General features: G+C 71.9%; 21 protein-coding genes. 7 read left to right on the top strand and 14 right to left on the bottom strand.

Annotated features, from left to right (window positions below):
- Window positions 1-69: 69 nt before the first annotated feature.
- The 11 genes from ACFV6X_RS34270 to ACFV6X_RS34220 form a co-directional block, all read right to left on the bottom strand.
- A complete protein-coding gene (locus ACFV6X_RS34270) occupies window positions 70-2,001 on the bottom strand; it encodes a TOMM precursor leader peptide-binding protein (RefSeq protein WP_385390217.1) in 1,932 nt (643 codons plus the stop codon).
- Window positions 1,998-2,753, bottom strand: a complete 756-nt coding sequence (locus ACFV6X_RS34265; RefSeq protein WP_385390215.1) for an ABC transporter permease — start codon at window positions 2,751-2,753, stop codon at window positions 1,998-2,000. Before ACFV6X_RS34265 ends, ACFV6X_RS34270 begins: the two co-directional genes overlap by 4 nt.
- Window positions 2,750-3,751: an ABC transporter ATP-binding protein gene (locus ACFV6X_RS34260; protein WP_385390214.1), complete on the bottom strand. Its 1,002-nt coding sequence runs from the start codon at window positions 3,749-3,751 to the stop codon at window positions 2,750-2,752. The genes ACFV6X_RS34265 and ACFV6X_RS34260 overlap by 4 nt, the downstream gene beginning before the upstream one ends.
- A gap of 24 nt (window positions 3,752-3,775) precedes the next feature.
- Window positions 3,776-4,888: a peptidase M50 gene (locus ACFV6X_RS34255; protein ID WP_385390212.1), complete on the bottom strand. Its 1,113-nt coding sequence runs from the start codon at window positions 4,886-4,888 to the stop codon at window positions 3,776-3,778.
- Window positions 4,885-5,901 (bottom strand): lantibiotic dehydratase C-terminal domain-containing protein, encoded by a 1,017-nt coding sequence (locus ACFV6X_RS34250; protein ID WP_385390219.1) that lies wholly within the window; start codon window positions 5,899-5,901, stop codon window positions 4,885-4,887. The genes ACFV6X_RS34255 and ACFV6X_RS34250 overlap by 4 nt, the downstream gene beginning before the upstream one ends.
- 26 nt (window positions 5,902-5,927) lie before the next feature.
- On the bottom strand, window positions 5,928-8,648 hold the full coding sequence (locus ACFV6X_RS34245) for a lantibiotic dehydratase (RefSeq protein WP_385390211.1): 2,721 nt from the start codon (window positions 8,646-8,648) through the stop codon (window positions 5,928-5,930).
- Window positions 8,649-8,660: 12 nt separating this feature from the next.
- Window positions 8,661-10,247 (bottom strand): nitroreductase family protein, encoded by a 1,587-nt coding sequence (locus tag ACFV6X_RS34240; RefSeq protein ID WP_385390210.1) that lies wholly within the window; start codon window positions 10,245-10,247, stop codon window positions 8,661-8,663.
- Between the two features lie 53 nt (window positions 10,248-10,300).
- Window positions 10,301-12,238 (bottom strand): TOMM precursor leader peptide-binding protein, encoded by a 1,938-nt coding sequence (locus ACFV6X_RS34235; protein WP_385390209.1) that lies wholly within the window; start codon window positions 12,236-12,238, stop codon window positions 10,301-10,303.
- A complete protein-coding gene (locus ACFV6X_RS34230) occupies window positions 12,228-14,444 on the bottom strand; it encodes a TOMM precursor leader peptide-binding protein (protein WP_385390208.1) in 2,217 nt (738 codons plus the stop codon). Before ACFV6X_RS34230 ends, ACFV6X_RS34235 begins: the two co-directional genes overlap by 11 nt.
- A 59-nt stretch (window positions 14,445-14,503) precedes the next feature.
- Entirely contained in the window at window positions 14,504-16,474 is a 1,971-nt protein-coding gene (locus tag ACFV6X_RS34225) for a BTAD domain-containing putative transcriptional regulator (RefSeq protein ID WP_385390206.1), read from the bottom strand.
- Between the two features lie 703 nt (window positions 16,475-17,177).
- Complete coding sequence (locus ACFV6X_RS34220) at window positions 17,178-18,077, bottom strand: LysR substrate-binding domain-containing protein (RefSeq protein WP_385390205.1); 900 nt, start codon at window positions 18,075-18,077, stop codon at window positions 17,178-17,180.
- 145 nt (window positions 18,078-18,222) lie between these two features.
- On the opposite strand from ACFV6X_RS34220, the gene ACFV6X_RS34215 reads away from it, so the two are divergent.
- Both ACFV6X_RS34215 and ACFV6X_RS34210 read left to right on the top strand, forming a co-directional pair.
- Window positions 18,223-19,227, top strand: coding sequence for an aldo/keto reductase (locus tag ACFV6X_RS34215; protein ID WP_385390203.1), 1,005 nt, complete (start codon window positions 18,223-18,225; stop codon window positions 19,225-19,227).
- A 70-nt stretch (window positions 19,228-19,297) separates the two neighbouring features.
- On the top strand, window positions 19,298-19,717 hold the full coding sequence (locus tag ACFV6X_RS34210) for an SRPBCC family protein (protein WP_385390202.1): 420 nt from the start codon (window positions 19,298-19,300) through the stop codon (window positions 19,715-19,717).
- A gap of 78 nt (window positions 19,718-19,795) precedes the next feature.
- Here ACFV6X_RS34210 and ACFV6X_RS34205 read toward each other — a convergent pair whose 3' ends face one another.
- Together ACFV6X_RS34205 and ACFV6X_RS34200 are read right to left on the bottom strand one after the other, a co-directional pair.
- Window positions 19,796-20,215, bottom strand: coding sequence for a sigma-70 family RNA polymerase sigma factor (locus tag ACFV6X_RS34205; protein WP_385390218.1), 420 nt, complete (start codon window positions 20,213-20,215; stop codon window positions 19,796-19,798).
- A 138-nt stretch (window positions 20,216-20,353) separates the two neighbouring features.
- On the bottom strand, window positions 20,354-20,863 hold the full coding sequence (locus ACFV6X_RS34200; RefSeq protein WP_385390200.1) for a hypothetical protein: 510 nt from the start codon (window positions 20,861-20,863) through the stop codon (window positions 20,354-20,356).
- Window positions 20,864-21,047: 184 nt separating this feature from the next.
- Here ACFV6X_RS34200 and ppk2 point away from each other — a divergent pair, with 184 nt between their 5' ends.
- From ppk2 to ACFV6X_RS34185, 3 genes are all read left to right on the top strand, one after another.
- Window positions 21,048-22,076 carry a polyphosphate kinase 2 gene (gene ppk2, locus ACFV6X_RS34195; RefSeq protein ID WP_385390199.1) on the top strand — a complete coding sequence of 343 codons (1,029 nt, stop codon included), beginning with the start codon at window positions 21,048-21,050 and terminating at the stop codon, window positions 22,074-22,076.
- A 101-nt stretch (window positions 22,077-22,177) separates the two neighbouring features.
- Window positions 22,178-22,624: a DoxX family protein gene (locus tag ACFV6X_RS34190; protein WP_385390198.1), complete on the top strand. Its 447-nt coding sequence runs from the start codon at window positions 22,178-22,180 to the stop codon at window positions 22,622-22,624.
- A gap of 204 nt (window positions 22,625-22,828) precedes the next feature.
- Entirely contained in the window at window positions 22,829-23,536 is a 708-nt protein-coding gene (locus tag ACFV6X_RS34185; protein ID WP_385390197.1) for an FAD binding domain-containing protein, read from the top strand.
- 58 nt (window positions 23,537-23,594) lie between these two features.
- Here ACFV6X_RS34185 and mgrA read toward each other — a convergent pair whose 3' ends face one another.
- The gene (gene mgrA / locus ACFV6X_RS34180) at window positions 23,595-24,644 is read right to left on the bottom strand and encodes an L-glyceraldehyde 3-phosphate reductase (RefSeq protein WP_385390196.1); all 1,050 of its coding nucleotides are present in this window, start codon (window positions 24,642-24,644) and stop codon (window positions 23,595-23,597) included.
- Window positions 24,645-24,960: 316 nt separating this feature from the next.
- Between mgrA and ACFV6X_RS34175 the strand changes: the two genes are divergently transcribed.
- Window positions 24,961-25,191 (top strand): hypothetical protein, encoded by a 231-nt coding sequence (locus tag ACFV6X_RS34175; protein WP_385390195.1) that lies wholly within the window; start codon window positions 24,961-24,963, stop codon window positions 25,189-25,191.
- Window positions 25,188-25,316, top strand: a complete 129-nt coding sequence (locus tag ACFV6X_RS34170; RefSeq protein ID WP_385390193.1) for a hypothetical protein — start codon at window positions 25,188-25,190, stop codon at window positions 25,314-25,316. Before ACFV6X_RS34175 ends, ACFV6X_RS34170 begins: the two co-directional genes overlap by 4 nt.
- Window positions 25,317-26,220: the final 904 nt, after the last annotated feature.

The following is a 26,220-nucleotide window of genomic DNA, read 5'->3' as shown; positions in this document are numbered from 1 at the left end:
GGCCGGGGCCCCCCCCCCCCCCCCCGGGGGGGGGGGCCCCCCCCCCCCCGGCCGTCGCCGTGTGCGGCCTCAGGGGAACGGGTGCGGGACCCGGCGGATCTCCCACCCTTCCAGGTCGCTGTCGCGCAGCCCGCCGCGGTGGGCCGCGGTGCGCAGCCGGGGCATCCCGAGCGCGCGCTGCCGGGACCAGCCGAAGTCGATCGGCAGCAGCCCGGGAGCCAGCACACAGACCGTCCGCAGCCCCATCCGCCGCTGCTCCGGCGTGGTCTGGTCCACGACGACCACATCGTGGCCCGCCCGCGCCAACTCGTCGCGGCACAGGGCCACATCGTCCGCCAGATCGCCGGTACGCGGCCGGCCGGACGTCTCCCACGACGCGTAGACGTCCGCCATCGGACGGACCTCCCGGGGCTGGAGGTACGGCGCGACATGCACCGCCATGGCGGGCAGCCCGTACAGCTGCGCGTGGTCCTTCAGGTGCAGCACCTTGGTGAAGTCGGCGGCCATCGCCTCCAGTTCGCCCCGCCGCTCGCGCACCTGGCCCGGCAGGTGCGGAATGTACGTCAGCACCTCCGACAGGGCGCCCTCCAGTGCCGACGCCGGGTCCAGGGAGGCGCCGGCGCCGAAGGAGTACAGGCCGGGTCCGCCGTCCCGCCGTACCGCAAGTCCGGTCACCACGGGCACGGCGAGGTCGATCCGGTTGTCGAAGGCGTGCACGTCGTAGCCCTGGAGCGCGGCCCGGTCGATCATGGCCCGGACGGTGGGGTCGCCGACCGTGGCCAGGTCGATCTCCGTCAGCCGGGTCCCGCCGTACCAGGCGAGAAGGAAGGCGTCCCGCTCGATCAGTTCGAGCAGCCCGCCGAGGACCGCCTCCTCCAGACAGCTGCCGATGGCGCAGCCGTTGGAGCACTCGAAGACGAAGTTGTCCGCCGCCAGCCCCGCGCTGTAGTGCACCAGGCGGGCGGGGACCAGCAGGGGACGCCGGTCGCGCAGGGAGTAGCCCCACACCCACGGGATCGGCCGGTCGGCGTCGAACGGGTCGACGAGAGGGTCGTCGCGGTACGTCTCCAGGGCGTAGAAGCCGCAGTCGGCCGGGTTCAGCGCGTCCTCGCCCAGGCTGTTGTACGAGGCGGTGAGCAGCTTCGTTCCGCGCCGCCGGTGGGTGCCGGCGTAGCGCTCCAGGCCCTCCAGGAAGGCCAGGTCGCGGCTGGCGGCGAAGCCGTTGGCCTGGCCGCTCCAGGTCACGTCGGTAAGGCCCGCGTAGCCGCGCATGAAGACGCTGCCCGCGACCGGCGCCGTTGTCGGTGAGGTGACGTTGAGCCAGGTCCCGGCGCCCAGCAGGCCGGTGACCGGGTTCGCGAGCGCCGCCGGGGCCAGCGGGTAGGAGGACGCCGGCCGCAGCCGGTAGACGTCCTCGGCCGGCTTCGGCCGGCTCACCAGCGCGAGTTCGGCGTCCTGACGGCTGTCCGTTCCGCCGGAACCGCAGTGCGGGCACAGCGGGTCGGCGTACAGCGGGAACGTCCTTACCGTCAGGGTCGCCACGTCCAGGCAGGAGACCTGCGGCAGCGCCCGGTCGGCGGACGTCCGTCCCGGCGGCGCCGGCGCCGGGGCGCCGATCACCGCCTCGTACAGGGCGTGCACCGCGTCCGCGACGAACGCCGGCTGCTCGGGCCAGTGCGGGGCGAAGCTCCACGGGGTGCCCGTCTCCAGGGCGTCCCGCTCGGTCCGCGACCGCAGCCGCTGCCAGCGCATCGCCAGACACGTTCCGCAGGCCCGTGCGTCCGCGTCGCCGCCCCACGGCCCCACCAGCACTTCGCGGGAGGTCAGATGGACCAGGGCGGTGGGCCGCACGGCGGCGTGCGGGTCGTCCCGCACGTCGCGCGACCCGAGCGGCACCACCTCGGGGACCCGGCCCGGGGCGCTCCGCTCGGCCAGCGCCGACCGCAGCCGGCTCCCTGCCTCCTGAAGTGGTACGCCCTCCCGTACCGCGGTGGTCGTCATGTGCGGTTGCTCCAGCGGAAGGTCTTCAGGCCGACGGCCGCGAAGACGACGGTGAAGCCGACGAGAGCGCCGCATCCGACGGCCACGTCACCGAGGTTGCCGTTGCCGGTCAGGGACGCGGAGACGGCGTCGTTGAAGTAGCGCAGCGGCAGCACCCGTGAGAGCGTCTGCAGCCAGTCCGGCATCATGTCCAGCGGCAGGAACGAGCCGGACAGAAACGCCATCGGCACCATCAGGAAGTTCGCGATGGCGGCCACCGCCTCGGGCGTGTCGGCGTACGAGCCGATGATCACGCCGATCGACAGGAACGCGGTGATGCCGAACAGCAGCACGGGCAGCGCCAGCGGCCAGCGGGAATCCAGCTCCAGGCCGAACAGCGGCAGCATCGCCACCGCGACGAACACCACGGCCTGTACGACGCCGATGGCGAGCGCCAGCACGTAACGGGAGGCCAGCACCGTGGGCAGGCTCGTCGGCGTCATCCGGATCAGGCGCAGCAGGTCGTCCCGGCGCCACTGCATCAGCGTGAACGCGATGCCGAACACCGCCGCGTTGCCCACGCCCCACGACATCACGCCGGGCGCGATGTACGAGATGTAGGGCCGGCCGGTCTCCTCCACCTCCTGGCCGTTGAAGATGAGCCCGAAGACCACCAGGAAGACCAGCGGGAAGGCGAAGGTGAAGAAGAGTGCCGCCGTGTCCCGGGCCTGGGCCCGGTAGCCGGCCGCCGTCAGTGCCCCGTATGCGCTCATGCCTGGTGCTCCGTGTTCTGGGTGTGCGGGGTGTGCGGGGTGTGCGGGGGGTTGCCGTCTCCGGCGGCGGAGGTGAGCCGGAGATAGACGTCCTCCAGCGTGGCCGAGCGGGTCTGCACGCCGTCCAGGCCACCGAGCGCGTCCAGCGCCGACATCACCTTTCCGGACGCCCGCGTCTCGAGCACGAGGCTGCCGCCGCTCAGGACGGCGCGGTCCACGCCCTCGACGGCCTCCGCCTCCGCCACGGTCATCCGCTCCGGCTCCAGCAGCACCGAGGTCGCCGAACCCACCGCGCCGACCAGGCCGCGCGGGGAATCCAGCGCGGCGACCCGGCCCTCCACCAGGATCGCCACCCGGTCGCACAGGGCTTCCGCCTCGTCCAGGTGGTGCGTGGTGTACACGATCGTCCGGCCCGCCTCCTTCAGAGCGCGCAGGACGCTCCACAGATCACGACGGGCCTGCGGGTCGAGGGCGGCGGTGGGCTCGTCCAGGAAGATCAGCTCGGGATCGTGGACCAGGGCGGAGGCGATGGCCAGCCGCTGCCGCTGCCCGCCGGAGAGGTCCTCCACGCGGGTGTCCCGCTGCTCGGTGAGCGCCACGGCCTCCAGCGTCCGCTCGACCGCCGCGCGGTCCGCACCGTAGAGGGCGGCGACGGTCGCCAGGTGCTCATGTGCCGTCAGACGCACGAAGAACGCCGAGGACTGGGTCTGCACGCCGAGCCGCGGAAGCAGCGCGACATTGCGCGGCCAGGGGGAGCCGCCCAGTACGGCGACCGTGCCGGAGTCGGCCTGACGCAGGCCTTCCATGATCTCCACCAGGGTGGTCTTTCCCGCGCCGTTGGGCCCGAGCAGGCCGAAGAACTCACCCCGTGCCACGCGCAGCGAGACGCCGTCCAGTGCCTGGCGGGTCCCGTAGCGCTTGCTCACCCCCTCGACGTGGATCGCGGCATCCGCCGCGTGGTTGCCGGGGTCCGCCGGCACGGTTTCCGTCTCCGTCATGAACAGCTCCTCGAAACAGGCCCGTCAGGGGGCGAGCAGAACAAACACGGCCGTGACCGACGCGGCCGCGATCAGACAGACCAGAACGGACGAGCCGATCCCGTATGCCATGTACAGAACCCGCGCCCGGCGCGGGTAGCCGGCCGCGGCCTGGCGGTCGCGCAGCCGTAGTCGCAGGTAGCGCCCGCTCTCGGGCGCGTAGTTGGACACGCCGAGCACGTGGGAGAGCATGGTGTATCCGTCCAGCGGCGGCAGTGGCAGAAGGTTGACCAGTGCCTGAACGCTGCCCAGCAGAAGCAGTCCCGACAGCACCCTGCGCGTGGGATCGCCCGCCTCCAGCGCCGCCCACCACACGGCGAAGGGCAGCAGGAACAGCAGGTTCGCGAAGGCGCCGGCCGCGCCGATCGCCAGCTGGTGCCGCCGGCTGCGCAGGAAACGGTAGTCGTCCACCCGGCAGTACATGATCGCGGCGGGCAGCCGCCAGCGCAGGCCGATCTCGGTCACCGTGCCGCCGAAGTGCCGGGCCGCGATGCCGTGCGCCAGCTCGTGGCCACCCGTGCTCAGCCACAGCAGGGTGAACACACCGAGCAGCGCCACCGGCTGGTGGAAGAGCCACCAGGTGTCCCGCACGAGCGTGCCGAGCCCGGCGGCCAAGGCGACCTCCATGGCCAGGCAGAGCACCAGCAGGGGCAGCAGGACCGGCCCGCGCAGCAGGGGGCGCAGCGCCCGGTGCAGGCGTCCGGTGGTCGCGCCCGCGTCGGCGACGAGGCGCAGGCTGCCCCGGTAGAGGTTGCCGCTGAGGGGCGGTGCGGGCGGCGTGGCGACCGCCTCCGGTGCCGGTGCGCCGGCGAGCAGCCGTTTGGCGCCGAGCAGCCCCAGCAACTGCCGCCAGTTGGCCTCGCCCAGCCGTCGCCCGAAGGCGGCGGCGTACTCGTCGCCGATCTCCTCCAGGCTCCGCCGCCCGTCCAGCCGGGAGATGAGGAAGTACTCCTTCGGCCCGACCTCGAAGCCGGAACCGTCCGCGGGATCCCTGATCAGGTGCACCGTGGCCGGGCCGCGCAGCAGCGGCGCGCTGAGCAGGACGTCCGGCCGCAGCCGGGGGCGGTGGGTGAACACCTCGGCCCGCTCGGGGCTCATGAGGCGGCCTCCGAGGTGCTTCCGGTGCCGGAGCGCAGGACCCGTCCGAGGACGTGCGAGAGATAGGCCTCGTCACGGATCGTCACATGCAGCCGGTTGTTGGTCATGTGCATGTACGGCGACAGCAGCAGCGGAAGCGCCACCGCGGGGTCGGTGACCTGCTCGTCACGGGTGCCGTCCCAGGAGCGGAAGACCAGTTCGCCCCCCTCTGCCAGGGCGACCGCCTTCTCCCGCAGCTCCAGGCAGTGCGCCGCCCAGCCGCGCAGGAAGGCCGGCAACCGGTCGAGCCGGTCCGCGGCGACGGCCCGGCGGATCTCCTCGAAGCGACGGCCCAGGCGCGGCGCCATCTCGGCGTAGTTGCGGTCGTACTCCGACGAGCCGATGAAGCCGGTGCCGGGGAAGGCGCGGTGCCAGAACTCGTAGTACCGCTCCAGATAGTCGGCGAGTTCGTCGTCGTCGGGCAGGAAGCAGCCCGCCATGACCATCATGAGCTGCGCCGACGTGCCCAGCAGCACGGTCCGCAGGTGCAGGTTCATGGAGCCCAGGGCCTCGACGACCAGGTCGCTGGAGTGCGCGAAGTGCCACTCCGCGAGGGCGATGCCCGCCGGACCGCCGTACTTGCCGTACTCGGGCTCGTACGGTTCGTAGGAGCGGGAGTTGTTCGGACGCAGCCGCATGCGGCCGTCCTCCGCCATGAAGTCGCCGCGGTCGCCCTCCGGGAACTCGATCTCGAAGAGCGTGTTGTAGAACTCGTTGAGGAATCCGGAGTCGACCTCGTAGAGCGCCGGCCGGCTGCGCAGGAAGGCGTCGACGGCCTCCTCGGCACGGCGGCGCACCTCCGGCGTCGCCTCCTCGGTCGCGGGCTTCAGGCGGAGGCGCACATGCGGGCCCTCCAGCCAGTAGTTGATGAAGAAGTGGCCGGCGAGCAGCCCGTCGTCCTTCAGTCCCGCGATCAGCGGGCCGACGCAGTTCACCAGCAGGGGCTGGGGGTTGGCGGCGTAGAAGATGTGCATGGCCTGCCACGCGCCGGGGGAGGGGTTCAGCTCGGACACGTGGCGTTCTCCTCGGTGCGTCGGGTGGCGGTGAAGGTCTCGACGGAGAGCTCGGCGACATGGCTGCCCCGCTCGGACACGACGTGCAGCCCGTTCTCGGCGGGCAGCATCTCCCGCAGCTCGACCCGGTCGTCCGGCGACTTGACCAGCGCCTCGAACGCGGTCAGCGACAGGAAGCTGTCGAAGTCGAGGTACTGCGGCTTGGCGCCCGCGCCGCCCCGGGGGCCGCTGGAGACGGTGGCGAAGACCCGGGCGGGCAGGCCGTGTTCGCGCCGCCAGCGCCGCCAGGCGAGGAACACCTCGTCCTCGGGAGTGCCGGCGGGACGGATCGGCAGCGAGGCCGCGGTGGTGGACCAGCCGCGCCGGACCAGGACGAGATTGCCGTGCCGGACGCGCGGACGGCGGGTGACGCCCTGGTGCGCCGGGCCGTGCGGCACCCCGGCCCAGACGTCGAGCGGTGCCATCGATGTCGGCGACAGCAACAGCAGCGTGCGCGGCGTCTCCGGGAGGGCGAGGGGTACCAGGTAGCCCAGGTACACGGGGATGACCTCGCAGTCCAGGCGCGTGGAGCGCAGCACCAGACGGTCCTCGGCCTCGTCGTGCTCCAGGCGCAGATCGTCCAGGTGGATGCGCTGGTCCTCGGGGACACTGCTCGCCTCGCCGGGACACACGATCTGGTAGTCCGTGAGGCGTCCGTGCAGGTTGAGGTTGCTGGTGACGGGCCCGCCGGTGAGTTCGGCGAGGACGGCCCCGGGCGGGGTGAGCCGCGCGGCCTGCTCCCGCAGCAGGTCCGAGACGGCGGGTGCGGGGCCGTCGTCCCAGACGTGCGTGAAGCGGCTGAAGGGGAACGACAGTCCGCCGTAGGAGCGGTTGAGCACCAGCAGCCGTTCGCCGTCCTCGGAGGTCACCTGGAGATGGTGGCTCTGCGGGGTGAACGGGGAGTCGACGCCGTCCAGTTCGGCCGCGACCTCGGCGAGGTGACCGTCCTCCAGGACGACATCGGCCTCCCCGTCGTGCTCCGCCCACAGGGCGCGCATCCGGCCGATGAACGCCTGCCGTCCCCGGTCCAGGGCCTTGATCTCGGTGAGCCCCAGCCAGTTCTCCTCCGGCACGTAGTCGCCCTTCGCGTCGAAGGGAACGCGCTTGGCGCTGAAGGAGAGGTACTGGTCGAAGAAGTCCTCGTGGAAGTCGTGCACGAGACCGAGCAGGTCGTCGCACCGGCCGCCCTTGCCGTAGCGGGCGAGGAAGAACCCCTTGAACGTCACCCGCTGCGGCAGCGTCAGGTCGAACGCGGGCAGGACCCGCTCCACGGAGCGCAGCGCCCCGCCGTCCGCGCCGGTCCAGGCGCCCAGCCCGCACGAGACGTCGTCGCCCGCGTCGGCGTCCTCGTAGAGCAGGGTCTGCGGCAGGGCCACCTCGTGGGCGCCCAGCAGCCGCTGCGCGTCGCCCAGGCAGGCCCGCAGCCGGCGGAGCAGTTGGGCGCGTCCCGCCGTGTTCGCGTGCGGATACGCGTCGATCAGCGAGGCCGCGGTGTCGAGTTCCGCGGCGAGCTCCCCCGCCCACGGCCGTTCCAGCGCTCGCAGGGCGTCCTGGAAGGCGCGCAGCGGGTCCGCGGTGTGCACGTCGGTGTCCAGGCACGGCACGCGGATCATGCCGAGTTGCAGGAGCGCCGACACGTACGACTCCCCGAGCTGGGCGTCCGCGCCGTACTCGGCGCACAGCCAGTCCACCAACTCCCCGTAACGCAGGTCCCGTTCGCTCAGCAGCGCGATGAGCCGGTCGAGCGTCCCGCTGCGCCGCAGGAAGAACAACCGGTCCTTGACGGCGTCGAAGGTGACCGCCGCGTCGTCGTCGCCCGTGGTCACCCAGCGACGCACGTAGCGCACGCGGTGGTCGTCACTGCCCCAGCCCGACGCGAGCCGGACGGGGAGGTCGGCGCGCAGGGCGGGGGAGGCGAGGATCTGCTCCGCGAACCGGGCCAGCACCACGACGTTCGGCCGCACCCGGCCCCGCCATTCGGCGCGAAGACGCACCGAGGGGTCGTCGCCCTCGTCGAAGGTGCCGAGGGCGACGCCCGTGAACGTGCTGAACGGGCTGGTCTTGCAGGCCGTCCGGTACAGGTACGACAGCACCGAACGCTCGATCTTGCGCAGCCGCTTGTCGGGGCGCACCCCCGCGCCGAGGCGCACGTACGGCTCCAGACGGGCTTCGAGCGTCGGCGAGGCCAGGAGGAGTCCGTGACGCAGCCGGTCCTCGTCGAGCAGTGCCCGCAACACGCCGCGTGTCTCGGCGAGTTCACCGCCGATCAGCGCGGCTCCCCGGCGGTGCAGCTCGTCCAGCGCGCGCCGGCCGTCGAGCCACCCCCGGGTCCGTTCGGCCACGGCCGGGTCCAGCGCCTCGATCAGGTCGAGCGCGGACGTGATCCCCTTCGGCAGGCGGTTGTTGAAGATGTCCCGGCGCAGTGAGAGCAGGTGACGGCGTCGCCCGCCCTGGTCGTCGGGGAAGGTCCGCTCGGCGGCCGGTACGAGCGCGTGGAGTACGTCGCTCAGTTCCCGGCCCCGCTCCAGCAGGCCCTCCTCGGCGGACAGCACGTCGTCGGCCCAGCGGACGCTGTCGGGGCAGCGCAGGTCGCGGACGGTCTCGATGGGCAGGCCGGCCACCCGCAGCAGGAAGCGTCGGCCGGGCTGCCAACTGGTTGTCGTTGTCATGGCGGCTCCCGGTCAGGCGATGTCGGAGCGGAAGTCGGCGGGGTGCGGCCGCTCGTTGCCGAGCAGCATGATGAGCAGAGGCGCTTCCCCGGTGTCCTCCAGGCCGAGCTCCTCGACGTAGGAGATGTTGTCGAAGCCGAGGGCGACACCCGCGCCGAGCCCGAGTGCGGCCGAGGCGGTGTAGAAGGTCTGCGCGATCGCCCCGACGGTGGCGTTGACCAGTCGGTAGCCCCGGTCGCCGACGGCGTCGAGGACCGCCGTCGTGCGCAGCGTGGGGACGATGACGGCGCCCGTCTGTTCGAGGTTGTAGTTGGACAGGAAGTAGTTCTTCTGCAGGAACGAGCCCGGCGCGCCCGGCGCCACCAACCGCAGTGTGTGCGTGTCGGGTTCGTAGGCGTACGCGCCGGGTTCGACGCCCTCCACATGGTTGACGAAGGCGTACAGCCGTGCCTGCCGTGGTGTGCCGTCGGGCTCCGCGTCGCTGCCGAGCCTTGTCTCGGCGCAGGCGGCGAGCGTGGTGGCGAGCTGCGCCGCGGTGAGCGGGACGGTCGCGTCGAAGCGGCCGAAGCTGCTGCGGCGCGTGCGCAGTGCCGTACGCACGTCGACCTCGGGGAACGCGGCGGGCGGCAGCGCGACCGGCTCGGCGGCCCCGGTCGGGGCGGCCGGCGCGCAGTCGTCGAGCGCGCCCGGCGCCGGACGGTCGGTCGCGTGCTCCGCCGTCGCGCGGTGGATGCGCCGCAGCGTGTCGAAGTCGAGCACTGTCCGGGACCGTTCACGATCCTGCCGGCGGACGGCCGCGTCGTCGGTCGCCGGGGTGTCCGACCCGGGCCGCGGAGTGTCCCAGACCAGCGGTACGACGGCGAACAGCCCTTCCTCGTCCTCGCCCAGGCCCAGCAGGCCGGCCAGCCGTGCCTCGTCGAACCAGAGGGCGGGCGCCAGCCGCAGCCCACGGGCGCGCGCCCAGACGCGCCAGGTCTGCAGCAGCGCTCCCACGTCCATGCTCACGGCGTGGAACGAGAAGCTGTTGTACTTGAACGCGTTCTGCCAGTACTTGACGCCCAGCACCAGGTACTGGTCCGTCGCCTCGCCGTGCGCTCCGAGTGCGGCGCGCACCTCGCCGCTCACGTCGCCCGCGAGCAGCCGCTGCATGGAGTGGTGCGGCGGGGAGTAGTAGTGCACTCCGGGGGTGAGCGGTCCGGAGGGGCCCGAGACCCAGTAGACGCTCACGGGGTACAGGCCACCGCCGGAGGCGGTGCCCCGGGACCAGTTGGCCTGCGTGTAGTGGGGCAGGGCCCCGAGGTCGGTGTTGGCCTGGACGGCCAGGCGCCTGTCCACCAGCCCGTAGGAGTCCAGCAGCATGCCGGACAGCAGGGGCAGTGTGAAGGGCTCCGCCGTGCCCGGGTGGCCGTCGGGCAGGCAACCGGCCGTCACCGTGGCGTGCGCCGGGTACGGCACGTCGGGAAGCGGGAACGACTCGGCACCCGGGTAGTACTTCGCCTTGCGCGGCCGGTCCGCCCAGTCGGGCACGAAGTCGGCCGGCTCCATCGGGATACGGCCCCGGTGCATGATGGCCGTCGCGTATTCATGGGCGTAGCCCACGGAAGTCTCCTCTTGTGTGGCGTGGGGGCGGGGAGCGGTGCGGGTGGCCGCGGTCACGGGAAGGGGTGCGGGGCCGGGTTGAGGTCGGCCGCCTCCAGGTCCCGCTCGCGCAGCCCCGCCTCGCGCAGGGCGGTGCGCAGCCGGGGCATGCCCAGGGCGCGCTGCCGCGACCAGCCGAAGTCGATCGGCAGCAGACCGGGGACGAGCACGCTGAACGTGTGCAGCCCCAGCAGCCGCTGTTCGGGCAGCGTCTGGTCGACGACCACCACGTCGAACCCGGCGGCGACGACCGCGGCGACACAGCGCTCCAGGTCGTCCCGCAGGTCGGGCGAGGCCGTCGCGCCGGAGGCGTCCGGCCACCCGAGGTCGGCGACCGCGAGCGGCCGCTCGGCGGCCGGGACACGCAGCAGGAAGTCGGCGTGGACGCCCATCTCGGGGATGCCGTAGACCAGCGGGTGGTCGTGCAGCGCGGTCACCCGCGAGAAGTTCTCCGCCATGGCGCGCAGCCTGGCCTCGTCGCGCTCGGACCGGCCCCGCAGATTGACCGCGTCGGTGGCGATCTCGCACAGCGCCGCGTCCAGCGCGGACTCCGGGTCGAGCCCGGCACCCGCGCCGAAGCACATCCGGCCCAGGCCACCGTCCAACCGCTCCGCGACGCCGGTGACGACGGGGATCGGGAACGTGATGCGGGTGTCGAAGAACCGGGCCCGGTAGCCGTACATCGCCAGCCGGTCCACCATGTGCCGGGTGGCGGGGCGGGCGCTGGTGGCGGGGTCGATCTCCGGCAGCGGCTGCTGCCCGTACCAGGCGAGCAGGAAGGCGTCCCGTTCGACGACCTCCATCAGGCCGAAGTAGACGGCCTCCTCGGCACAGCCGCCCGACGCACAGCCGTTGGAGCTCTCCTGGACGAAGCGGTTCTCCAGTCCCGGCGCGTGATAGTACGTCAGGATCTCGGGCACGAGGCGCGGTTCGTGGTCGCGCAGGGAGTAGCCCCACACCCACGGGATCTCGCGGTCCGGGGTGAAGCGCACGACGTGCGGGTTCTCCTGGTGGAAGGCCTCCGAGTAGAGCCCCACGCGCCTCGGGTCGACCGCGTCGGCGCCGAACTCGTCGAGCGTCCCGGTCACCGACGTGCGCTTGCCGCGCGCCCGCATGCCCGCGTACCGCTCCAGGCCTTCGAGGACCCCGATGCGCGCCGAAGCGCCGAACGAACCCGCGTGTCCGCCCCAGAACGTCTCGCGCAGGTACTCGCCGGAGCGCATCGAGAAGCAGCCGATGGTCGCGGACGTCGACGTGGACGAGACGTCATGGACGACGGACGGGCCGAGGGCACCGCACACCGGATTGGCGAAGGCCGCCACGTCGATGTCGTACGCCTCGACGCTCCGCAGCCGGAAGGTGCCCGGCGCGTGCTTCGGCGCGGCTGCCAGGGTGACGACGGCGCCCTCGGGCGAGTCGGCCACGGGCCGGGAGCAGGCCGGGCACTGGGGGTCGGGGACGAGGGGATAGCGGCGGACCGACAGCGTTTCCAGGTCCAGCACCTGGACGTCCGGGAAGGGCTCGCGCACCGGGTGTTCCCGCGTCTGTCCCACCAGCGAGGCGAGTGCCTCGGCGGCGAACGGGACGGCGTACGGCCACGGGCCGGACTCGTGCGTGGCGCCGCCCAGTTCGAGGGCGTCGCGCAGCGCCACCGAACGGACCGCCTGCCACCGCCGGGTCAGGCACTGCGGGCACGGCGGGACGCCCTCGACGGTGACGGGGCCCACGACGGCCTGCCGCGCGTACAGGTGCACCGGGACGGTCCCCGGCGGGTGCTGGCTGTGGCCCTCGGCGAACGCGTCGCCGAAGCCCAGCGCGCTCACCGCCACGGCGATGTCACCGTGGCCCTGACCGTCCAGCGCCGTGCGCAGCAGGCCGGTCATGAGCCGCACCGGACTCGGCCCGTGAGCCGCCGGCGCGGTGGCCGGCCTGTCCGTGGTGCTAACCGACACGCCGGGCCTCCGACGTCAGCAGGACACGCACCACGTGGACACCGGCGCGCTCCAGGTCCACGGAGCCGGTCGGCACCACCAGGGCGTCGCGGCGCTGTTCGCCGAGCCGGCGCAGCACGTCCGCCCACGAGGGCGCGTCCGTCCCCTCGACGGTCACGGCGGCGGAGACGGCCAGCGCCCGCGGATCGAAGTCGCTGAGCAGCGGATCCCCGTACGAGGTCCCCTCCGCGAGGCCCTGCTGCTCCAGCTGGACCTCCCCCAGCAGGCCACGCAGCGCCGCCGAAGCAGCGGCCGGGTACGACAGCTCCGCGGCCACCGCCCAGCGGGCCCCGGCCCGGGCCAGGACCACGGCCACGCCGGAGCGCTCCCGCTCCCCGAGGTCCAGCAGCTCTGCCTCGACGCCGAGATTGGCGGCGGAGCGCAGCAGGAAGGTGAGCTCGGGATCGGCGTCGGCGGGGACGGTGACAGCCAGCACCCCGGAACCGCGCATCGCGCGCTGGAGCGCGTCGTACGCGAGGGCCGACAGCACGCCCTGCGCGGCGGCGTCGGTGACACTCGCGCCCGCCCTCATGCCGGCACTCGTCGCCTCGAAGAGCCGGTCGCGGTTGTCGGCGCCGAACGGACGGACCGCCTCGCCCGGCACCAGGAACCGCTCCTTGGTGAGCAGGGAGGTCGCGGCCACCCAGCCGCGGACGTCGGCCTGCGCGTCGCCGACGCCCGTCCACGTGCCGAACTCGGCCGGGGCCAGGCGGACGGCCTGCTCCGGTGCGCCGGTGCGCCGGTGCGGGACGACGTGCTCGGCGTAGGTCTCGGCGGCGCGGTGCAGGGCGCGCAGCCGGGCGCCCGCCACGTGATGGACGTCGGCGGCGCCGACACGGCGGGTGTGGCCGTGGCCGAGGCCGAGCTCCACGACGCTGAGCTTGAGCGGCGTCTGCGTGATGCCCTCGTCGTCGTAGCGGGTGAACACACCGGCGTTCGGCCGCAGCAGCACCGAGCGGCGGTTCAGCTCCTCCACCAGGGCGTCCGCCTCGCGGGCGGTGTCCACGGTGGGCAGCGCGAGGGCGCCGCCCCGGGTGTCCGCGCTCGCGAGGTCGATCTCGGGGGAGTCCGCCTCCGCCTCGTCCGCGCACCACGGGCAACGGGGGTGGGGCAGCAGCGGCTCCGAGGTGACGTCGAGCGACTCCACGTCCTGGATGATCAGCTGTCCGGCCGTCTCGGCGGGCAGCGCCCCCGTCGCCGTCTTGAACACCTCGTAGCCGAGCAGGTTGCCGAGCATCGCGGCCAGCGGGCGGCCGGGGTGTGCTCCGGGGACCGGCGTGGCAGCCGGCAGGTCTAGGGCGAGGGAACTCCACACGTCGGCGGCCCGCGCGGCGCCGGCGCCCGCTCCCAGCCGCAGTACGGCGCACGACCAGCAGCCCGTGGTCTGCGCCGACATCGACGGACCGACGACCGCGTGGCCGCCGAACGACCAGGCCGGTATGAGGGTGCGTCCCGCGGGCACCCCGGCGCGCACCAGCGGGAACACGACGCGGGGTGCGTCGGGTCCGCCCGTGACGACGACGACGTCGTATCCCTCGACGGCAGCCCAGGTGAGTGGCGCGTGCGGGCTCCCGGACCCGTCGAGTTCGCGGACGTCGACGAGGCAGCCGTCGGCGCCGGCTGCCGCCGCCTCGTCGGTGATCCCGGCCAGGTCGAGTCCCGGCAGGACGCCGATCGCGGCGCTGCCGTTGCGGATCAGGCTCAGAACGCACCAGCGGGCCACGAGGTCACTGCCGAGGACGGCCACCCGCGTGTCGCGGAAGCGCTGGAAGCGGCGCGCGGCGTCGTCGGCGTAGTGGTCGGTGTACGCGATCTGGGCCGCGTAGCGACGCGCCACGTCGTCGGACGGCTCGGGCCCTTCGAACGCCTCCGGCGAGGGTCTCGGTGGGACGGAGCGGGCGAAGCCCCGCTCGTACAGGGTGCCGACGAGTTCGCCGACCATCGCACGCTGGCGGTCGCCGAACCCCGTACAGATCTCGGCGACGGTGTGTTCGCCGTCGAAGTGCGGCACGAGCAGGGTGGCGAAGCGGTACGCCGACTTGGCCGTCAGACGGAAGCCGCCGTCGGCGTTGTGGAAGAGGACGCCGTCGGGGGTCTCGGTGAACAGGACGTCGCGCCGGATGCGGGGGCGGGATGCTGCGACGGCTTCGTACCGTGCGGAAGGCATGCTGATGTCACCTCTGGATGGGGGCCGGTGGGAGGAGTGGCCGAGAAGGTTTGCTGTGGTCAGCCGGGGGTCGCCGCGGTGCCGAGACGGACCGTCGACGGGGTGGTCCCGAGCTGACGCGCGTAGATTTTGAGCAGTTCGTGGATGCGGTAGGGCTTGGGCGGCCCTTCCTCGACGAAGCCGGCGTCCGCCAGCCGCTCGAGGACCTCGTCCGAGACGTCCACGACATCCGAGACACCCGGGACATGTGATACGTCCGGCACGTCCTGCGGCGTCGCCGGATCGGCGGCCCCGGCCACGCGGCGCTCCGTTGCCAGCAGCAGGAACGCCTCCCTCAGTTCGGGGCTCAGTCGGAGCAGCGCCGCCTCGAACACGAGGGGCACGGACATCAGCGGCTCGTCCGCCAGGGAGAGCCTGGCCGGCAGATCCGCGGCCAGCCATGAGGCGCAGTCGCCGATGCCGAGGCCGGGGCGCGTCAGCAGGCGTGCCGCGGCGATCCGCAGGCTCAGCGGGAAGTGCCCGCAGATCCGGGCCAGTTCGCGGGCGGCCTCGGGCTCCTCGGCCACCCGTTCGGGGCCCAGAGTGGCGATCAGCAGGTGATGCGACTCCTCCGGGGCGAGCGTGTCGAGTCGGTGCACGACCCCGCCATGGGTGGCGATCAGGCCGGCGAGACCGCGTCGGCTGGTCACCACCGCGACGCCCTCGCCGGGGGAGGGGAGCAGGGGGCGTATCTGCTCGGCGCTCACCGCGTCGTCGAGGATGAGCAGGCGGCGTCCGGCTCCGTTCGTGGGCAGTTGGGCCCGGGCCTCGGCGGCGTCGAGCGGGCTGCCGTCCGGACGGGTCATGCCGAGCGTGAAGCAGCCGCCGGGAAAGGCCTTCTGAGCGAGGTGGGCGGCCTGAAGGGCGAGAGCGGTCTTGCCGACCCCGGGGGCCCCGGAGATCACCACCGGCCCGGTCCCCGGCCCATCGGCGGTCAACGCGCGTCGCATGGCGGCGAGTTGCGCGGCGCGGCCGGTGAAGCAGGGGACGGGCGCCACCGTGGCGGTCGTGGACGTGGCCGACGGTACCGACGGCGACGTGGGCGCCATCGGCGCAGTCTGCACCGACGGTGCGGGAGACGAGGCGGGGGCCTGCGCCGGTGGAGCGGGGGGCTGTGCCGCCGCGGCGGCCGGTACGGGGAGCAGCGCCTCCGGCGACGTGGCACTCGGCGCACCCGTCCCGCCCGAGGGGAGCGCCGCCTTCGAGGTGGCTCGTGCCCCGATCGCGGGGAGGGTGCGGGCCGGCGGGATGCCGAGCTCCTCGCCGCGCAGGATCGCCAGTTCCAGGCGCTGCAAGGGGGCGCCCGGGTCGATCCCGAACTCCTCCTTGAGACGCTCCTTGACGGCTCGGATCTCCGCAAGGGCCTCGGTCTGGCGGCCGGTTCGGTAGAGAGCCTCGATCAACTGCTCGGAGAACCGTTCCCTCTCCGGGTGCCGTCGCGCCGCGTCCCAGACCTCCGACAGCACCTCGCGACATCGTCCGCGCGCCAGTTCGATGTCACAGAGACGCTCCAGTGCCCGCAAACGCTCCTCGGTCAGCCGGGGTGCCTCGTCGCGGTGGAGCATGTGCGACGAGACGTTCGCCAGCACCGGCCCGTGCCAGAGGGCGAGCGCTTCCCTGAGCGCGTAGGACTCGGTCTCGGCGTCGCCGACGGAGTCCGCCGAGCGGACCAGGTCACGGAAGCGGACGAGGTCGAGGGTCTCGCGGTCCATGCGCATCCGGTATCCGCCGGGGACCGCCTCGATCGCGTCGTTCGCGATCCCGTACTTCGCGAAGATCCGTCGCAGCCGCAGGACGCAGCTCTGCAGGGCGGCTCGCGCCGTGGCGGGGGGCTCGGTGTCCCAGACGGCGCGCACCAGATACTCGGTCGACACGGCCGCGCCGGAGTGGATGAGCAGGGCCGCCAGCAGGCTCGTCGGCTTGGACGGCTGCAAGACGGCGGCATGCTCGCCATCGGCGATGCTGAGCAGCCCTAGCAGCTGGAACCGCATCCTGTTTATCGCTCCGTTTTGTTTGCTGACGGTACGCGCGGGCGGCTGATCGAGCTCGCTGCCGTGACCGACAGGAATACGAATGCAAAGGTCGGGGGGTAACGGACTACTACTATTCGACGCTCTTCGGCAACGGCCATCCGGCCCCTTTTTGGGAGTGCCTTACATGCAGGTGCCAGCGGATACCTTAGTGATGACTCGGAGCTACGTCGATCCCCGGGTTGGAGAAAGTTAAGCGAGCGCCGGATTTACTCCGCATTCCCCGAATGCTGCACTTGGTCTGTTTGTCCAGCGTGTCTCGGTGGTCGCGAAGTGCGCAGGTGGAGGCGGGAGTTCCGGGTGGCTCCCACCCTAGGATGCGAGCGGCTCCCCACCCTAGGGTGCGCTGCCACCACTCGCCGGGCCTGTCCGGAGGGCCGCTTCTCCTAGGTAAATTTCGATGGGCGCGTGCCCGGGTGGCCGGTGCACCGATGCCGCGGAGTCGCCGATCCTAGGGACGTGAATATGTCTCTGCTTTATCGCTGATGCGATCATGCGGCGCCATTGTGCCCGGCGCATTCTTTGCGGGTTACTTCGGGTATCAAAGCGCATCGCTGGTGGGACGGGGTTTCGCGCTATTGCTCGTTGGGGAGAACGGCTCGAGGAGAGGCCGTAAATTTTTTTGGTCGCGCCGGCGTCGGAAGGGTGCGCTGGACGGGACGCCTCATGGGGCTTCGGAGGTCTTCAGGACGGTCGCCCGGAAGGACGCGACGACCGGGCGGAGATCGATCCGGTGCCAGGCGGCCCAGAGCTGGACGGACCTTTCGAGCCAGGGGAGTCGGCGGACGGTGACGCCGGGTGGGCGGTTGCGCAGCATGCTCTCCTGTACCAGCGCCATGCCCAGGCCGGAGGCGACCAGGCCGAGGGCGGTGAGGGCGTCGGGGGCTTCGAGCCGGATGTCGGGAGTGAACCCGGCGGCGGCGCAGGACGCGACGAAGTCGTCCCGCCAGGCGGGGTCCTGGCTGTTCTCGACGGCGACCCAGGGCTCGGCGCCCAGAGCCGAGGGCGGGATCTCCTTGCTCTCGGCCAGGGGGTGACTGCTGGGCATCGCCAGCAGCAACGGATCCTTGACCAGCAGCGCGCTGTGCAGGTCCGGGTCGGACTCCGACGGGGCCTCGGAAACCAGCGCGATGTCCAGGCTCCGCTGGCGCAGTCCCTCGAACTGCTCGGCCGCGGTCAGGTCGTAGAGCGCGACGTGCATCCCCGGCCGTTCGCTGTGCAGCTCGCGCAGCGCGAGGGGCAGCACACCGGTGTGCATGGCATGGCTGACGTAACCCACGCACAGGCCGCCCTCCTCGCCGCGGCCGAGGCGCCGGCCCAGGTTCTCCAACCGGTTCGCGTGCCGCAGCAGGGCCTGGGCCTCGGAAAGGAACACGCGGCCGTCGGAGGTGAGGCGGATGCGCTGCTGGCTGCGCTCGAACAGGAGCAGGCCGAGGTTCTTCTCCAGTTGGGCGATCTGCCGGCTCAGCGGAGACTGCGAGATGTGCAGGCGGTCCGCCGCACGGCCGACGTGCTCCTCCTCGGCGACCGCCACGAAGTAGCGAAGTTGTCGCAGGTCAAGCATGTGAGACCCTCCCGGACTCAAGTGTGTCCAAGTGAGTCTTGGACAGTCTGACAGGTCGATCCTAGCCTCGAAAGTGCAAGAGCCGCGGACGAGTGCAAAACGCTACGAACTCCGCATAGACGCGACACAGAGAAGGATCTTCCTCATGGGCATCAAGTCCCTGCTGCCGGGTTCCCTGGGCTTCGGCACCGCACCACTCGGCAACATGTTCCGCGACATCCCCGACGACGAGGCCGCCGCCACCGTCGAGGCCGCCTGGAACCAGGGCATCCGCTACTTCGACACCGCGCCCTTCTACGGAGCGGGTCTGTCGGAGATCCGCCTCGGCGAGGTGCTGGCCGGCCGGCCGCGCGACGAGTACGTGCTGAGCACCAAGGTCGGCCGCGTCATCCTGGACGAGCTGGAGGACCCCGCCGCCCGCGATCTGGGCGAGAAGGGCGGTCTGTTCGAGCACGGCCGGCCCAACAAGATGGTCGACTCCTACACGGCGGATGCCACCCTGCGCTCCATCGAGGACAGCCTCAAGCGTCTGCGGACGGATCGTCTCGACATCGTCTGGGTGCACGACATAGCCCAGGACTTCCACGGCGACCAGTGGCTGTCCCTGTACGAGACGGCCCGTACCGGCGCCTTCCGCGTCCTGCAGCGCCTCCGCGACGAAGGCGTCATCAAGGGCTGGGGCCTCGGCGTCAACCGGGTGGAGCCGATCGAACTCACGCTGGACCTGGACGAGCCCCGGCCCGACGCGTTCCTGCTGGCAGGCCGCTACACCCTGCTCGACCACAGCCGGGCCCTGCAGCGCCTGCTGCCGGCCGCCACCGAGCAGAACGTCGACATGGTCGTCGGCGGGCCCTACAGCTCCGGCATCCTCGCCGGTGGCCGGCACTTCGAGTACCAGCAGGCCCCGGCCGACATCATCGCCAAGGTCGACCGGATCAAGGCGCTCGCCGCCGAGCACGGCGTGAGCGTCAAGGCCGCGGCCCTGCAGTTCGCGCTGGCCCACCCGGCCACCGCCGCGGTCGTTCCGGGCGCCACCCGCCCCAGCCGGATCTCCGAGGACATCGCGGCCCTCGACGAGCGTGTCCCGGCCGCCTTCTGGACGGCCCTGCGCGAGGAGCGGCTCATCGCCGAGGACGCGCCCACGGCCTGACCGTCACCGCGCGACTCCTCCGACTCCTTCCAACCCCCCCCAACCCCTCCTCACGAAAAGGAACAGCACCATGGCGACCACCACCGCGTCCGTCGACGTCCCCCGGTCCGCCGACGACGTCTGGCAGCTCATCGGCGGCTTCGACGCCCTGCCCGACTGGCTCCCCTACATCCCCAAGAGCGAACTCGGCGAGGGGGGTCGGGTACGTCGGCTGACCAACGGGGACGGCGACGTCATCGTCGAACGCCTCAAGGCCTTCGACGACGAGAAGCGGACCTACTCCTACGCCATCGAGCAGGCGCCGTTCCCGGTCACCGACTACCTCTCCACGCTGACCGTGCACGCCGTCGAAGGGACTCCTGGGACCGCACGCGTGGAATGGTCCGGAACCTTCACCCCCGTCGGGGTCAGCGACTCCGAGGCCGAGGCCCTCTTCCACGGCATCTACACGGACGGACTGGCCGCGCTGGTCCAGACTCTGAAGGTGTGACAGCCGTCGCACGGCACAGGCACCTGCCCCGGCGACTTCTCCGTCGCCGGGGCAGAGCCGTCCGCGCTCCCGCCGGGGTCAGCTCGCGCCTCGGGACAGTTGGAGGGTCTCGGCGATCTGGGCTTCCGACAGGTTCGACCAGTAGCGCAGCACCAGCACCTCCCGCTGCCGCGTGGTGAGCCGGCGCAAGGCGCCCAGTACCTCCTCGTGTTCCTCCTTCAGCAGTACATGCTCTTCCGGCGGCGGCGCGGGACGGGGCCGAGGCGGCACATGGGCCCGCATGGTCCTACGGCGCCGCAGCACCGAGCGCGCGGCGTTGACGACGCTGCGCCGGACGTATGCCTCCGGGTCGTCGAGGCCCGTGAGTTGGGCGCCGTGCCGCCGGTAGAGCGCGGCGAACGCGTCCTGGACGACGTCCTCCGCGGTCGGGATGTCGTCCACCAGGAGCACCGCCAGCCGTACGAGTTCGAGCCTGCGGTGGTGGTAGAGGTCGTCGATGTCCGAGGTGGTGCGGCGGTCGGTGAGGGGTGTGACCGCAACTGCGGATGCGTGTGCCCGGCTGCTGGAGAGGCGGCGCAGAAGCCCCCGTACGCCCAGGGCAGGGAGTCCGGGGGTCCAGGGGTGTGTCGCGGACACTCAGCGCCCGGCGGGTGCGGGAGCCGGGGAGCCGTGCGGAGGCACCGGCGCCGGGACGGCGCGGTCAGGCACGGGCACCGGGGTCGGTACGGCCGGGACGGGACGGGGTTCACCCGCCGCGTGGACACCGGGAGCCGCTGCCTCCGGAGCGGGGCGAACAGGAGCGGGGGCCGGCACCGGCGCGCCGTGGGCGGGGACCGGCTGCGCGGAGGCGGGCTTCGAGGGCACCGGCCGGGGCTTGGCGGGCGCGGGTGTGGGCTTGGCGGGCGCGGGTGTGGGCTTGGCGGGCACGGGGGAGGGCTTGGCGGGCACGGGGGAGGGCTTCGCGGGCGCGGGTGCCGGCTTCGTGGGGGCCGGAGCGGGCGTGGCCGGAACGGGTGCCGGGCTGGTGGCGTACGACGCCGCCGTGCCGCCTGTCGCCAGGGCCGCCGTGACGGTGGAGAGCGCCACCATGACCCGGGTCCGCCCACGCGACGGGCGGGGTGCCGCCCGGTGCTTGCTGTCTGACATCGGTTCCTCGTCTTCGTATCCGTGTCGATGAAGGGGGGAGAACGCGAGCCGGTGCTCCGGCCTGGCCCTTCGCAGTGACAGACGTGCGACCCACGGACAGGTTGCAGGTCCCGGCGGACCAATGTTCACGAGGGGAGCGGGCAGGAGACTCGGAGCGGATCAGCGTGCCCGGACAGGAGGCTTCATGGAATCCGAGCGGAACGAGGCGCCGACGCGGCGCGGGACCGCCCCAGGCGGGGCGGAGAAGGAACTCCTCGACGGTCTTCGCGTGAACGAGCAGCGGCCCGAGAGGCCGATTCTGCTGAACGAGGACGGCAGCCCCGTGGAGACCTGGCGGGACAACCATCCTTACGACCACAAGGTACGCAGAGCCGAGTACGAGCGGCAGAAACGCATCCTGCAGATCGAACTGCTCAAGATGCAGCGCTGGGTGAAGGACACAGGCCAGCGAATCGTCGTGATCTGCGAAGGCCGCGACGCGGCCGGCAAGGGCGGAACGATCCAGCGGTTCACCGAGCGATTGAACCCGCGCGGCGCCCGCGTGATCGCGTTGGAGAAGCCGACCGAACGGGAGGCCGGCCAATGGTACTTCCAGCGCTATGTCACCCACCTGCCCGCCCGTGGAGAGATCGTCTTCTTCGACCGGTCCTGGTACAACCGGGCGGGCGTCGAGCGGGTGATGGACTTCTGCACGGACGACGAGTACCGCCAGTTCCTCGGCCAGGCACCGCTGTTCGAGAAGCTGTTGACGGAGGACGGCATCACGCTGGTGAAGTTCTGGTTCTCCGTCTCCCGGGCCGAGCAGCGCACGCGTTTCGCCATCCGTCAGGTGGACCCGGTACGCCGGTGGAAGCTTTCACCGACCGACCTGGCCTCGCTCGACCGTTGGGACGACTACACCGCGGCCAAGATCGAGATGTTCCGTGCCACGGACACCCCGCACGCGCCGTGGACGGTGGTGAAGAACAACGACAAGCGGCGCGGCCGCCTGGAGGCCATGCGCAGTCTGCTCGACCGCTGCGACTACCCGGCGAAGGACAACACCGCCGTCGGCAGACCCGACCCGCTGATCGTGGGCGCCGCGGACACCCTGCTGGAGGCCGGTGAGCGACCCACCGACCTGACCCCCACCCCACTCGTCGGTCACCACGACGGACCGGGGACCCATCCCGTCGGCGGCGGGGCGGTTTCCACCGACCCGGCGTTCCGATGAGCCAACCGGTCGGCGCGGACGTAAACAGTACGGGAGGGGCCGGTCCCGCCTCGCCCGCGTCGCACGGCGGCGCCGCACATTGATTCGAGGAGAACCTACCGATGAGTGCCGTACAACTGAGTGACCGGCTGGCTGGATACCAGCCCCTCGTCCTCGGCGCGTTCCGTATCGTCCTGGGCCTGCTGTTCACCAGCGAGGGTGTCTCCACCCTCTTCGGTGTGCTGGACCGGGAGGCGAGCCCCGTGGGTGACTGGCCGTTCTGGTACGCCGGAGTGATCGAGCTGGTGTGCGGTGTTCTCGTCCTCCTCGGGGTGGCGACGCGTAGCGCGGCGTTCATCAGCTCGGGAATCATGGCGTTCGCGTACTTCACCGAGCACCAGAAGGACGGGCTCTTCCCCTTGCAGAACGGCGGACTGTCCCCCGCGCTGTTCTGCTGGGGCTTCCTGCTGCTGGTCTTCTTCGGGCCCGGCGCCCTGTCGCTGACAGGCCTCGCCCGCCGGGACCGCCCGGCCGCGGACAACGCCCGGGTGCCCGGCCCGGCCGCCTGACGCGGCGGCGCCGCCGACACCGGCCGGGAACGGGAGGACGTGACCTGTCGCTGTCGGCGGCGGTGCGAAAGGGAGCGGACGGTGTGCTTGTGTGAGCCCTGTACGCGCCCCCTGTTGAAGGGATTGTCTTACCGCGAGGCAGGTGGCCAGTTCACGCCACGAGCTGCTCGGGTCCGGTCTTGCGTGGAAGGCAGGTGGTCACTGGTGTTGTTGCGTGTGCCGACGTCTGTGTCCGAGGCGAGGGAGTGTCTGGCCGACGGAGCTGTGCTGATCGGCGGGGCGACGCTGCTGTGGGCCACGTGGCAACGGGACGGCTTCCCCTCGTTGGCGATGTCGTTGCGTGAGGTACCCGAGGCCAACGTGCTGGAGCGGACCACGGTCGGTGGCGCCGTGGTGTTGCAGCGGATGGAGGACCGGGTTCCCGATGCGCTGCGTCTCGCCGCGGCTCGCGTGGGCACGGGGGCGGTCCGGCGCAGCGCGACGGTCGGCGGCAACATCGTGGGAAGCACCCTTCGCTGCCTGTTGCCCGCGGCGCTCGTCCTGGACGCGCGGGCGACGGTGCTGGAACCGGAGGGTGTCCGCGAGACGGACCTCGCCGAGGTGGTGGCCAAGCGTCCCGTCCTGCTCAGCCTGCGCTGGCGTGAGCCGGTCACGAGCGCGTTCTTCAAAGTGGCCGGTGAGGCGGGAGCCGAGCCACCCCTGGTGATCGCCTCGGCGGTGCACGCCGAGGACGACGGCAGCCGTGTCCTTCGCGCCGCCGTCCGCGACGGCTACGACGTGCTCGCCGGCAGTGTCACGTGCACGGACGACGCCGAGGAGACGCTGGACGCGCTGCGGGCAACCGCCCTCGGCGACCTCCGGCCCGCCGCATGGGACATCGTCCACTCGCACGTCGCCGCTTCGTCGCCCTGATCGTGGTGGGGCGGTGCCGGGCCGTTCGGCGAGGGCATCGCGGTGCGGGTGGCGGCGGTCAGCTCAAGGTGCCGGTGCGGGCCTGCTGCCACAGGTCCACGCTGCCGGAGATGAGGGCGTGTTCGTCGATCTCGGTGAGTTCCTCGTCGGTGAAGGAGAGGTTGTCCAGGGCGGCGACGTTCTGTTCCAGCTGCTCGACCCGGGAGGCGCCGATGACGAGGGAGGTGACTCGTTCGTCGCGCAGGGCCCAGGCCAGCGCCATCTGGGCCAGGCTCTGGCCGCGACGGGCGGCGATGTCGTTCAGGGCGCGCAGACGCCGGAGGGTGTCGTCGGTGAGCCAGCCCGTGTCGAAGGACTTGTCCTGGCTGGCCCGGGAGTCGTCGGGAATGCCGTCGAGATAACGCCCGGTGAGCAGGCCCTGGGCGAGGGCGGTGAAGCCGATGACGCCGAAACCTTCCTCGGCCGCGACGTCGAGCAGGCCGTCGGTCTCGATCCACCGGTTGAGCATGTTGTAGGAGGGCTGGTGGATGAGGAGCGGGGTGCCCAGCTCGCGCAGGATCGCGGCGGCCTGCCGGGTGCGCTCGGCGTCGTAGGAGGAGATGCCGACGTAGAGGGCTTTGCCCTGCCGGACCGCGGTGTCGAGCGCGGTCATCGTCTCCTCCAGCGGCGTGGTGGCGTCCAGCCGGTGGGAGTAGAAGATGTCGACGTACTCCAGTCCCATCCGCGTCAGCGACTGGTCGAGCGAGGCGAGGACGTACTTGCGTGAGCCGCCGCCTTGGCCGTAGGGGCCGGGCCACATGTCCCAGCCGGCCTTGGTGGAGACGATCAGCTCGTCACGGTAGGGCCGCAGATCCTGCCGCATGAGCTTGCCGAAGTTCAGTTCGGCGGCACCGTAGGGCGGGCCGTAGTTGTTGGCGAGGTCGTGGTGGGTGATGCCCAGGTCGAAGGCGCGCAGCGCGATCTGACGCTGGGTCTCGAACGGCTTGTCGTCGCCGAAGTTGTGCCAGTAGCCAAGCGACAGGGCCGGGAGGTCGAGGCCCGAGCGGCCGGTCCGCCGGTAGCGCATGGCGCCGTCGTAGCGGCTGGGGTCTGCGACGTAGGTGGTCATGAGGAGCGTCTCCAAGGTGAGCCGGCAGGGGCGAATGCCCTGATCAGGGGGCGGTCACCACCTTGCGTCACCTCGATGGCGAAGTCCAACACGTCTCGTCCATCACACTGTGCGCCCCCGTTTCTCAATCGCCGGTCAGCCGAGGTCGGCCGTTGGCGGTCCAGGTATCCGCGTCCGGTCCGGACGTCGCCGTGCCCAAGGTCACCTGTCCCGCGTTCTCCGGTCCGAAGGGGGAACCCTGTTCAGCAAGGGCGTTGACGCCAGGAACCGACTTCCTCGATGCCGTCAAGCCCGCACCGGCCCGGAGGCTCTGCCGATGAACCACTGCCCGAACCCCGACGTAGACCGTGACCCGGCCCGGCTGGAGCGCGGCCGCCTCCCGGAATCCCTCGAACTCAGCGCCGTGAGCGTGGACACGACCGCCTTGGAGCTCTTCCGCAGGATCGCCGCCGCACTCGAACCCGCCCACGTCGGCGGGGACGACGGCGTACGGCGCGCCGGTGGCGACCACGCCCGTTCGGTGCCGGGCGAGGAGTCGGAGCGGTGAGCGCCGGCCGATGGGTGGGTCTGGTGTTCCCGGTGCTGTTTCTGCTTGCCGCCGCTGTCGTGGCCGTCGTGCTCGTGCGCGACGCCCGGAGACAGTCGCGCGAGGACGACAAGCACGGCGACTGAACGTGTGGCGGTCTGACGGTCGCGGTTGCCGGAGCCAGGGCGGCAGCAACGTGATCGACATGCGCGCTACTCCATTCGGATGCAGACTTGAGCCGACGTAGCCGCCCTGAGAAAGCCGCCCACTCTCCCCCTGGGAGGTGCCGTGGTCTTGATCGCGTTGCTTGTCCCAGCCCTACTACTGTTACTCCTTCTTGCGATGGAGGCCTTCGAGGACCTCGTGTTCCCGCCACCGAAGACTCCGCCGACGGAGGAGGACCTGGACGACCTACCGGAAGATCCGGTCTCCACGTGACTCGGCCGAGCCCCCGCACGAACCTCATGCGGGGGCTCGATCATGTCGAACGTGTGATCCAATTTGGTGGGTGGCCAGGTGCGAGTGCACCGAGCCGCTGCCCGGCGGACCGATGTGTGAGACTCGGCCCATGACTACCGTGGCTCAACTGCGCAAGGCCGCACTGGCCCTACCGGAGGTCGAGGAGGGCACCCACTTCGGCATGGTCGCCTTCTCGGTGCGGGGCAAGGGCTTCGCCTCGGTCACGAAGGACGGTCAGGTCCAGCTTCACCTTCCGGACGGCGAGGCCGAGGCCGCCGTGCCCGCACACCCGAGCGGTGAGCGACTGGTCCGCATGGGCACGCCGATCGGGGTCCGCGTGCCGCTGGCCGACATCAATGGCAAGGACCTGAACGCCTTGGGCAGGGCGTCGTGGTTCAGCCGTGCCCCGAAGCGTCTCACGGCGCCGCCGGCCCCCCCCCCGGCCGCGGCCGCCGCGCCCCCCCCCCCACACCGCGCCGCCCCCCCCAACAACCCCCCGGCCACCGGGCCGCGCCACGACCCGACGCACGGCCCCCGCCCCCCCAACAGCCGAAAACACCCCCCCCCCCGCCCCCCCCCCCCCCCCCCCCC

This window comes from Streptomyces sp. NPDC059861, from assembly GCF_042731435.1.
In the GTDB taxonomy this organism is placed as follows: Bacteria; Actinomycetota; Actinomycetes; order Streptomycetales; family Streptomycetaceae; genus Streptomyces.
This window is presented reverse-complemented; position numbering and strand designations above follow the sequence as displayed.

Excerpts from the sequence above, each read along its gene's own strand:
- ACFV6X_RS34270 (WP_385390217.1), bottom strand. The coding sequence starts at position 2,001 with ATGACGACCACCGCGGTACGGGAGGGCGTACCACTTCAGGAGGCAGGG.
- ACFV6X_RS34265 (WP_385390215.1), bottom strand. The coding sequence starts at position 2,753 with ATGAGCGCATACGGGGCACTGACGGCGGCCGGCTACCGGGCCCAGGCC.
- ACFV6X_RS34260 (WP_385390214.1), bottom strand. The coding sequence starts at position 3,751 with ATGACGGAGACGGAAACCGTGCCGGCGGACCCCGGCAACCACGCGGCG.
- ACFV6X_RS34255 (WP_385390212.1), bottom strand. The coding sequence starts at position 4,888 with ATGAGCCCCGAGCGGGCCGAGGTGTTCACCCACCGCCCCCGGCTGCGG.
- ACFV6X_RS34250 (WP_385390219.1), bottom strand. The coding sequence starts at position 5,901 with ATGCACATCTTCTACGCCGCCAACCCCCAGCCCCTGCTGGTGAACTGC.
- ACFV6X_RS34245 (WP_385390211.1), bottom strand. The coding sequence starts at position 8,648 with ATGACAACGACAACCAGTTGGCAGCCCGGCCGACGCTTCCTGCTGCGG.
- ACFV6X_RS34230 (WP_385390208.1), bottom strand. The coding sequence starts at position 14,444 with ATGCCTTCCGCACGGTACGAAGCCGTCGCAGCATCCCGCCCCCGCATC.
- ACFV6X_RS34225 (WP_385390206.1), bottom strand. The coding sequence starts at position 16,474 with ATGCGGTTCCAGCTGCTAGGGCTGCTCAGCATCGCCGATGGCGAGCAT.
- ACFV6X_RS34220 (WP_385390205.1), bottom strand. The coding sequence starts at position 18,077 with ATGCTTGACCTGCGACAACTTCGCTACTTCGTGGCGGTCGCCGAGGAG.
- ACFV6X_RS34215 (WP_385390203.1), top strand. The coding sequence starts at position 18,223 with ATGGGCATCAAGTCCCTGCTGCCGGGTTCCCTGGGCTTCGGCACCGCA.
- ACFV6X_RS34210 (WP_385390202.1), top strand. The coding sequence starts at position 19,298 with ATGGCGACCACCACCGCGTCCGTCGACGTCCCCCGGTCCGCCGACGAC.
- ACFV6X_RS34200 (WP_385390200.1), bottom strand. The coding sequence starts at position 20,863 with ATGTCAGACAGCAAGCACCGGGCGGCACCCCGCCCGTCGCGTGGGCGG.
- ppk2 (WP_385390199.1), top strand. The coding sequence starts at position 21,048 with ATGGAATCCGAGCGGAACGAGGCGCCGACGCGGCGCGGGACCGCCCCA.
- ACFV6X_RS34190 (WP_385390198.1), top strand. The coding sequence starts at position 22,178 with ATGAGTGCCGTACAACTGAGTGACCGGCTGGCTGGATACCAGCCCCTC.
- mgrA (WP_385390196.1), bottom strand. The coding sequence starts at position 24,644 with ATGACCACCTACGTCGCAGACCCCAGCCGCTACGACGGCGCCATGCGC.
- ACFV6X_RS34175 (WP_385390195.1), top strand. The coding sequence starts at position 24,961 with ATGAACCACTGCCCGAACCCCGACGTAGACCGTGACCCGGCCCGGCTG.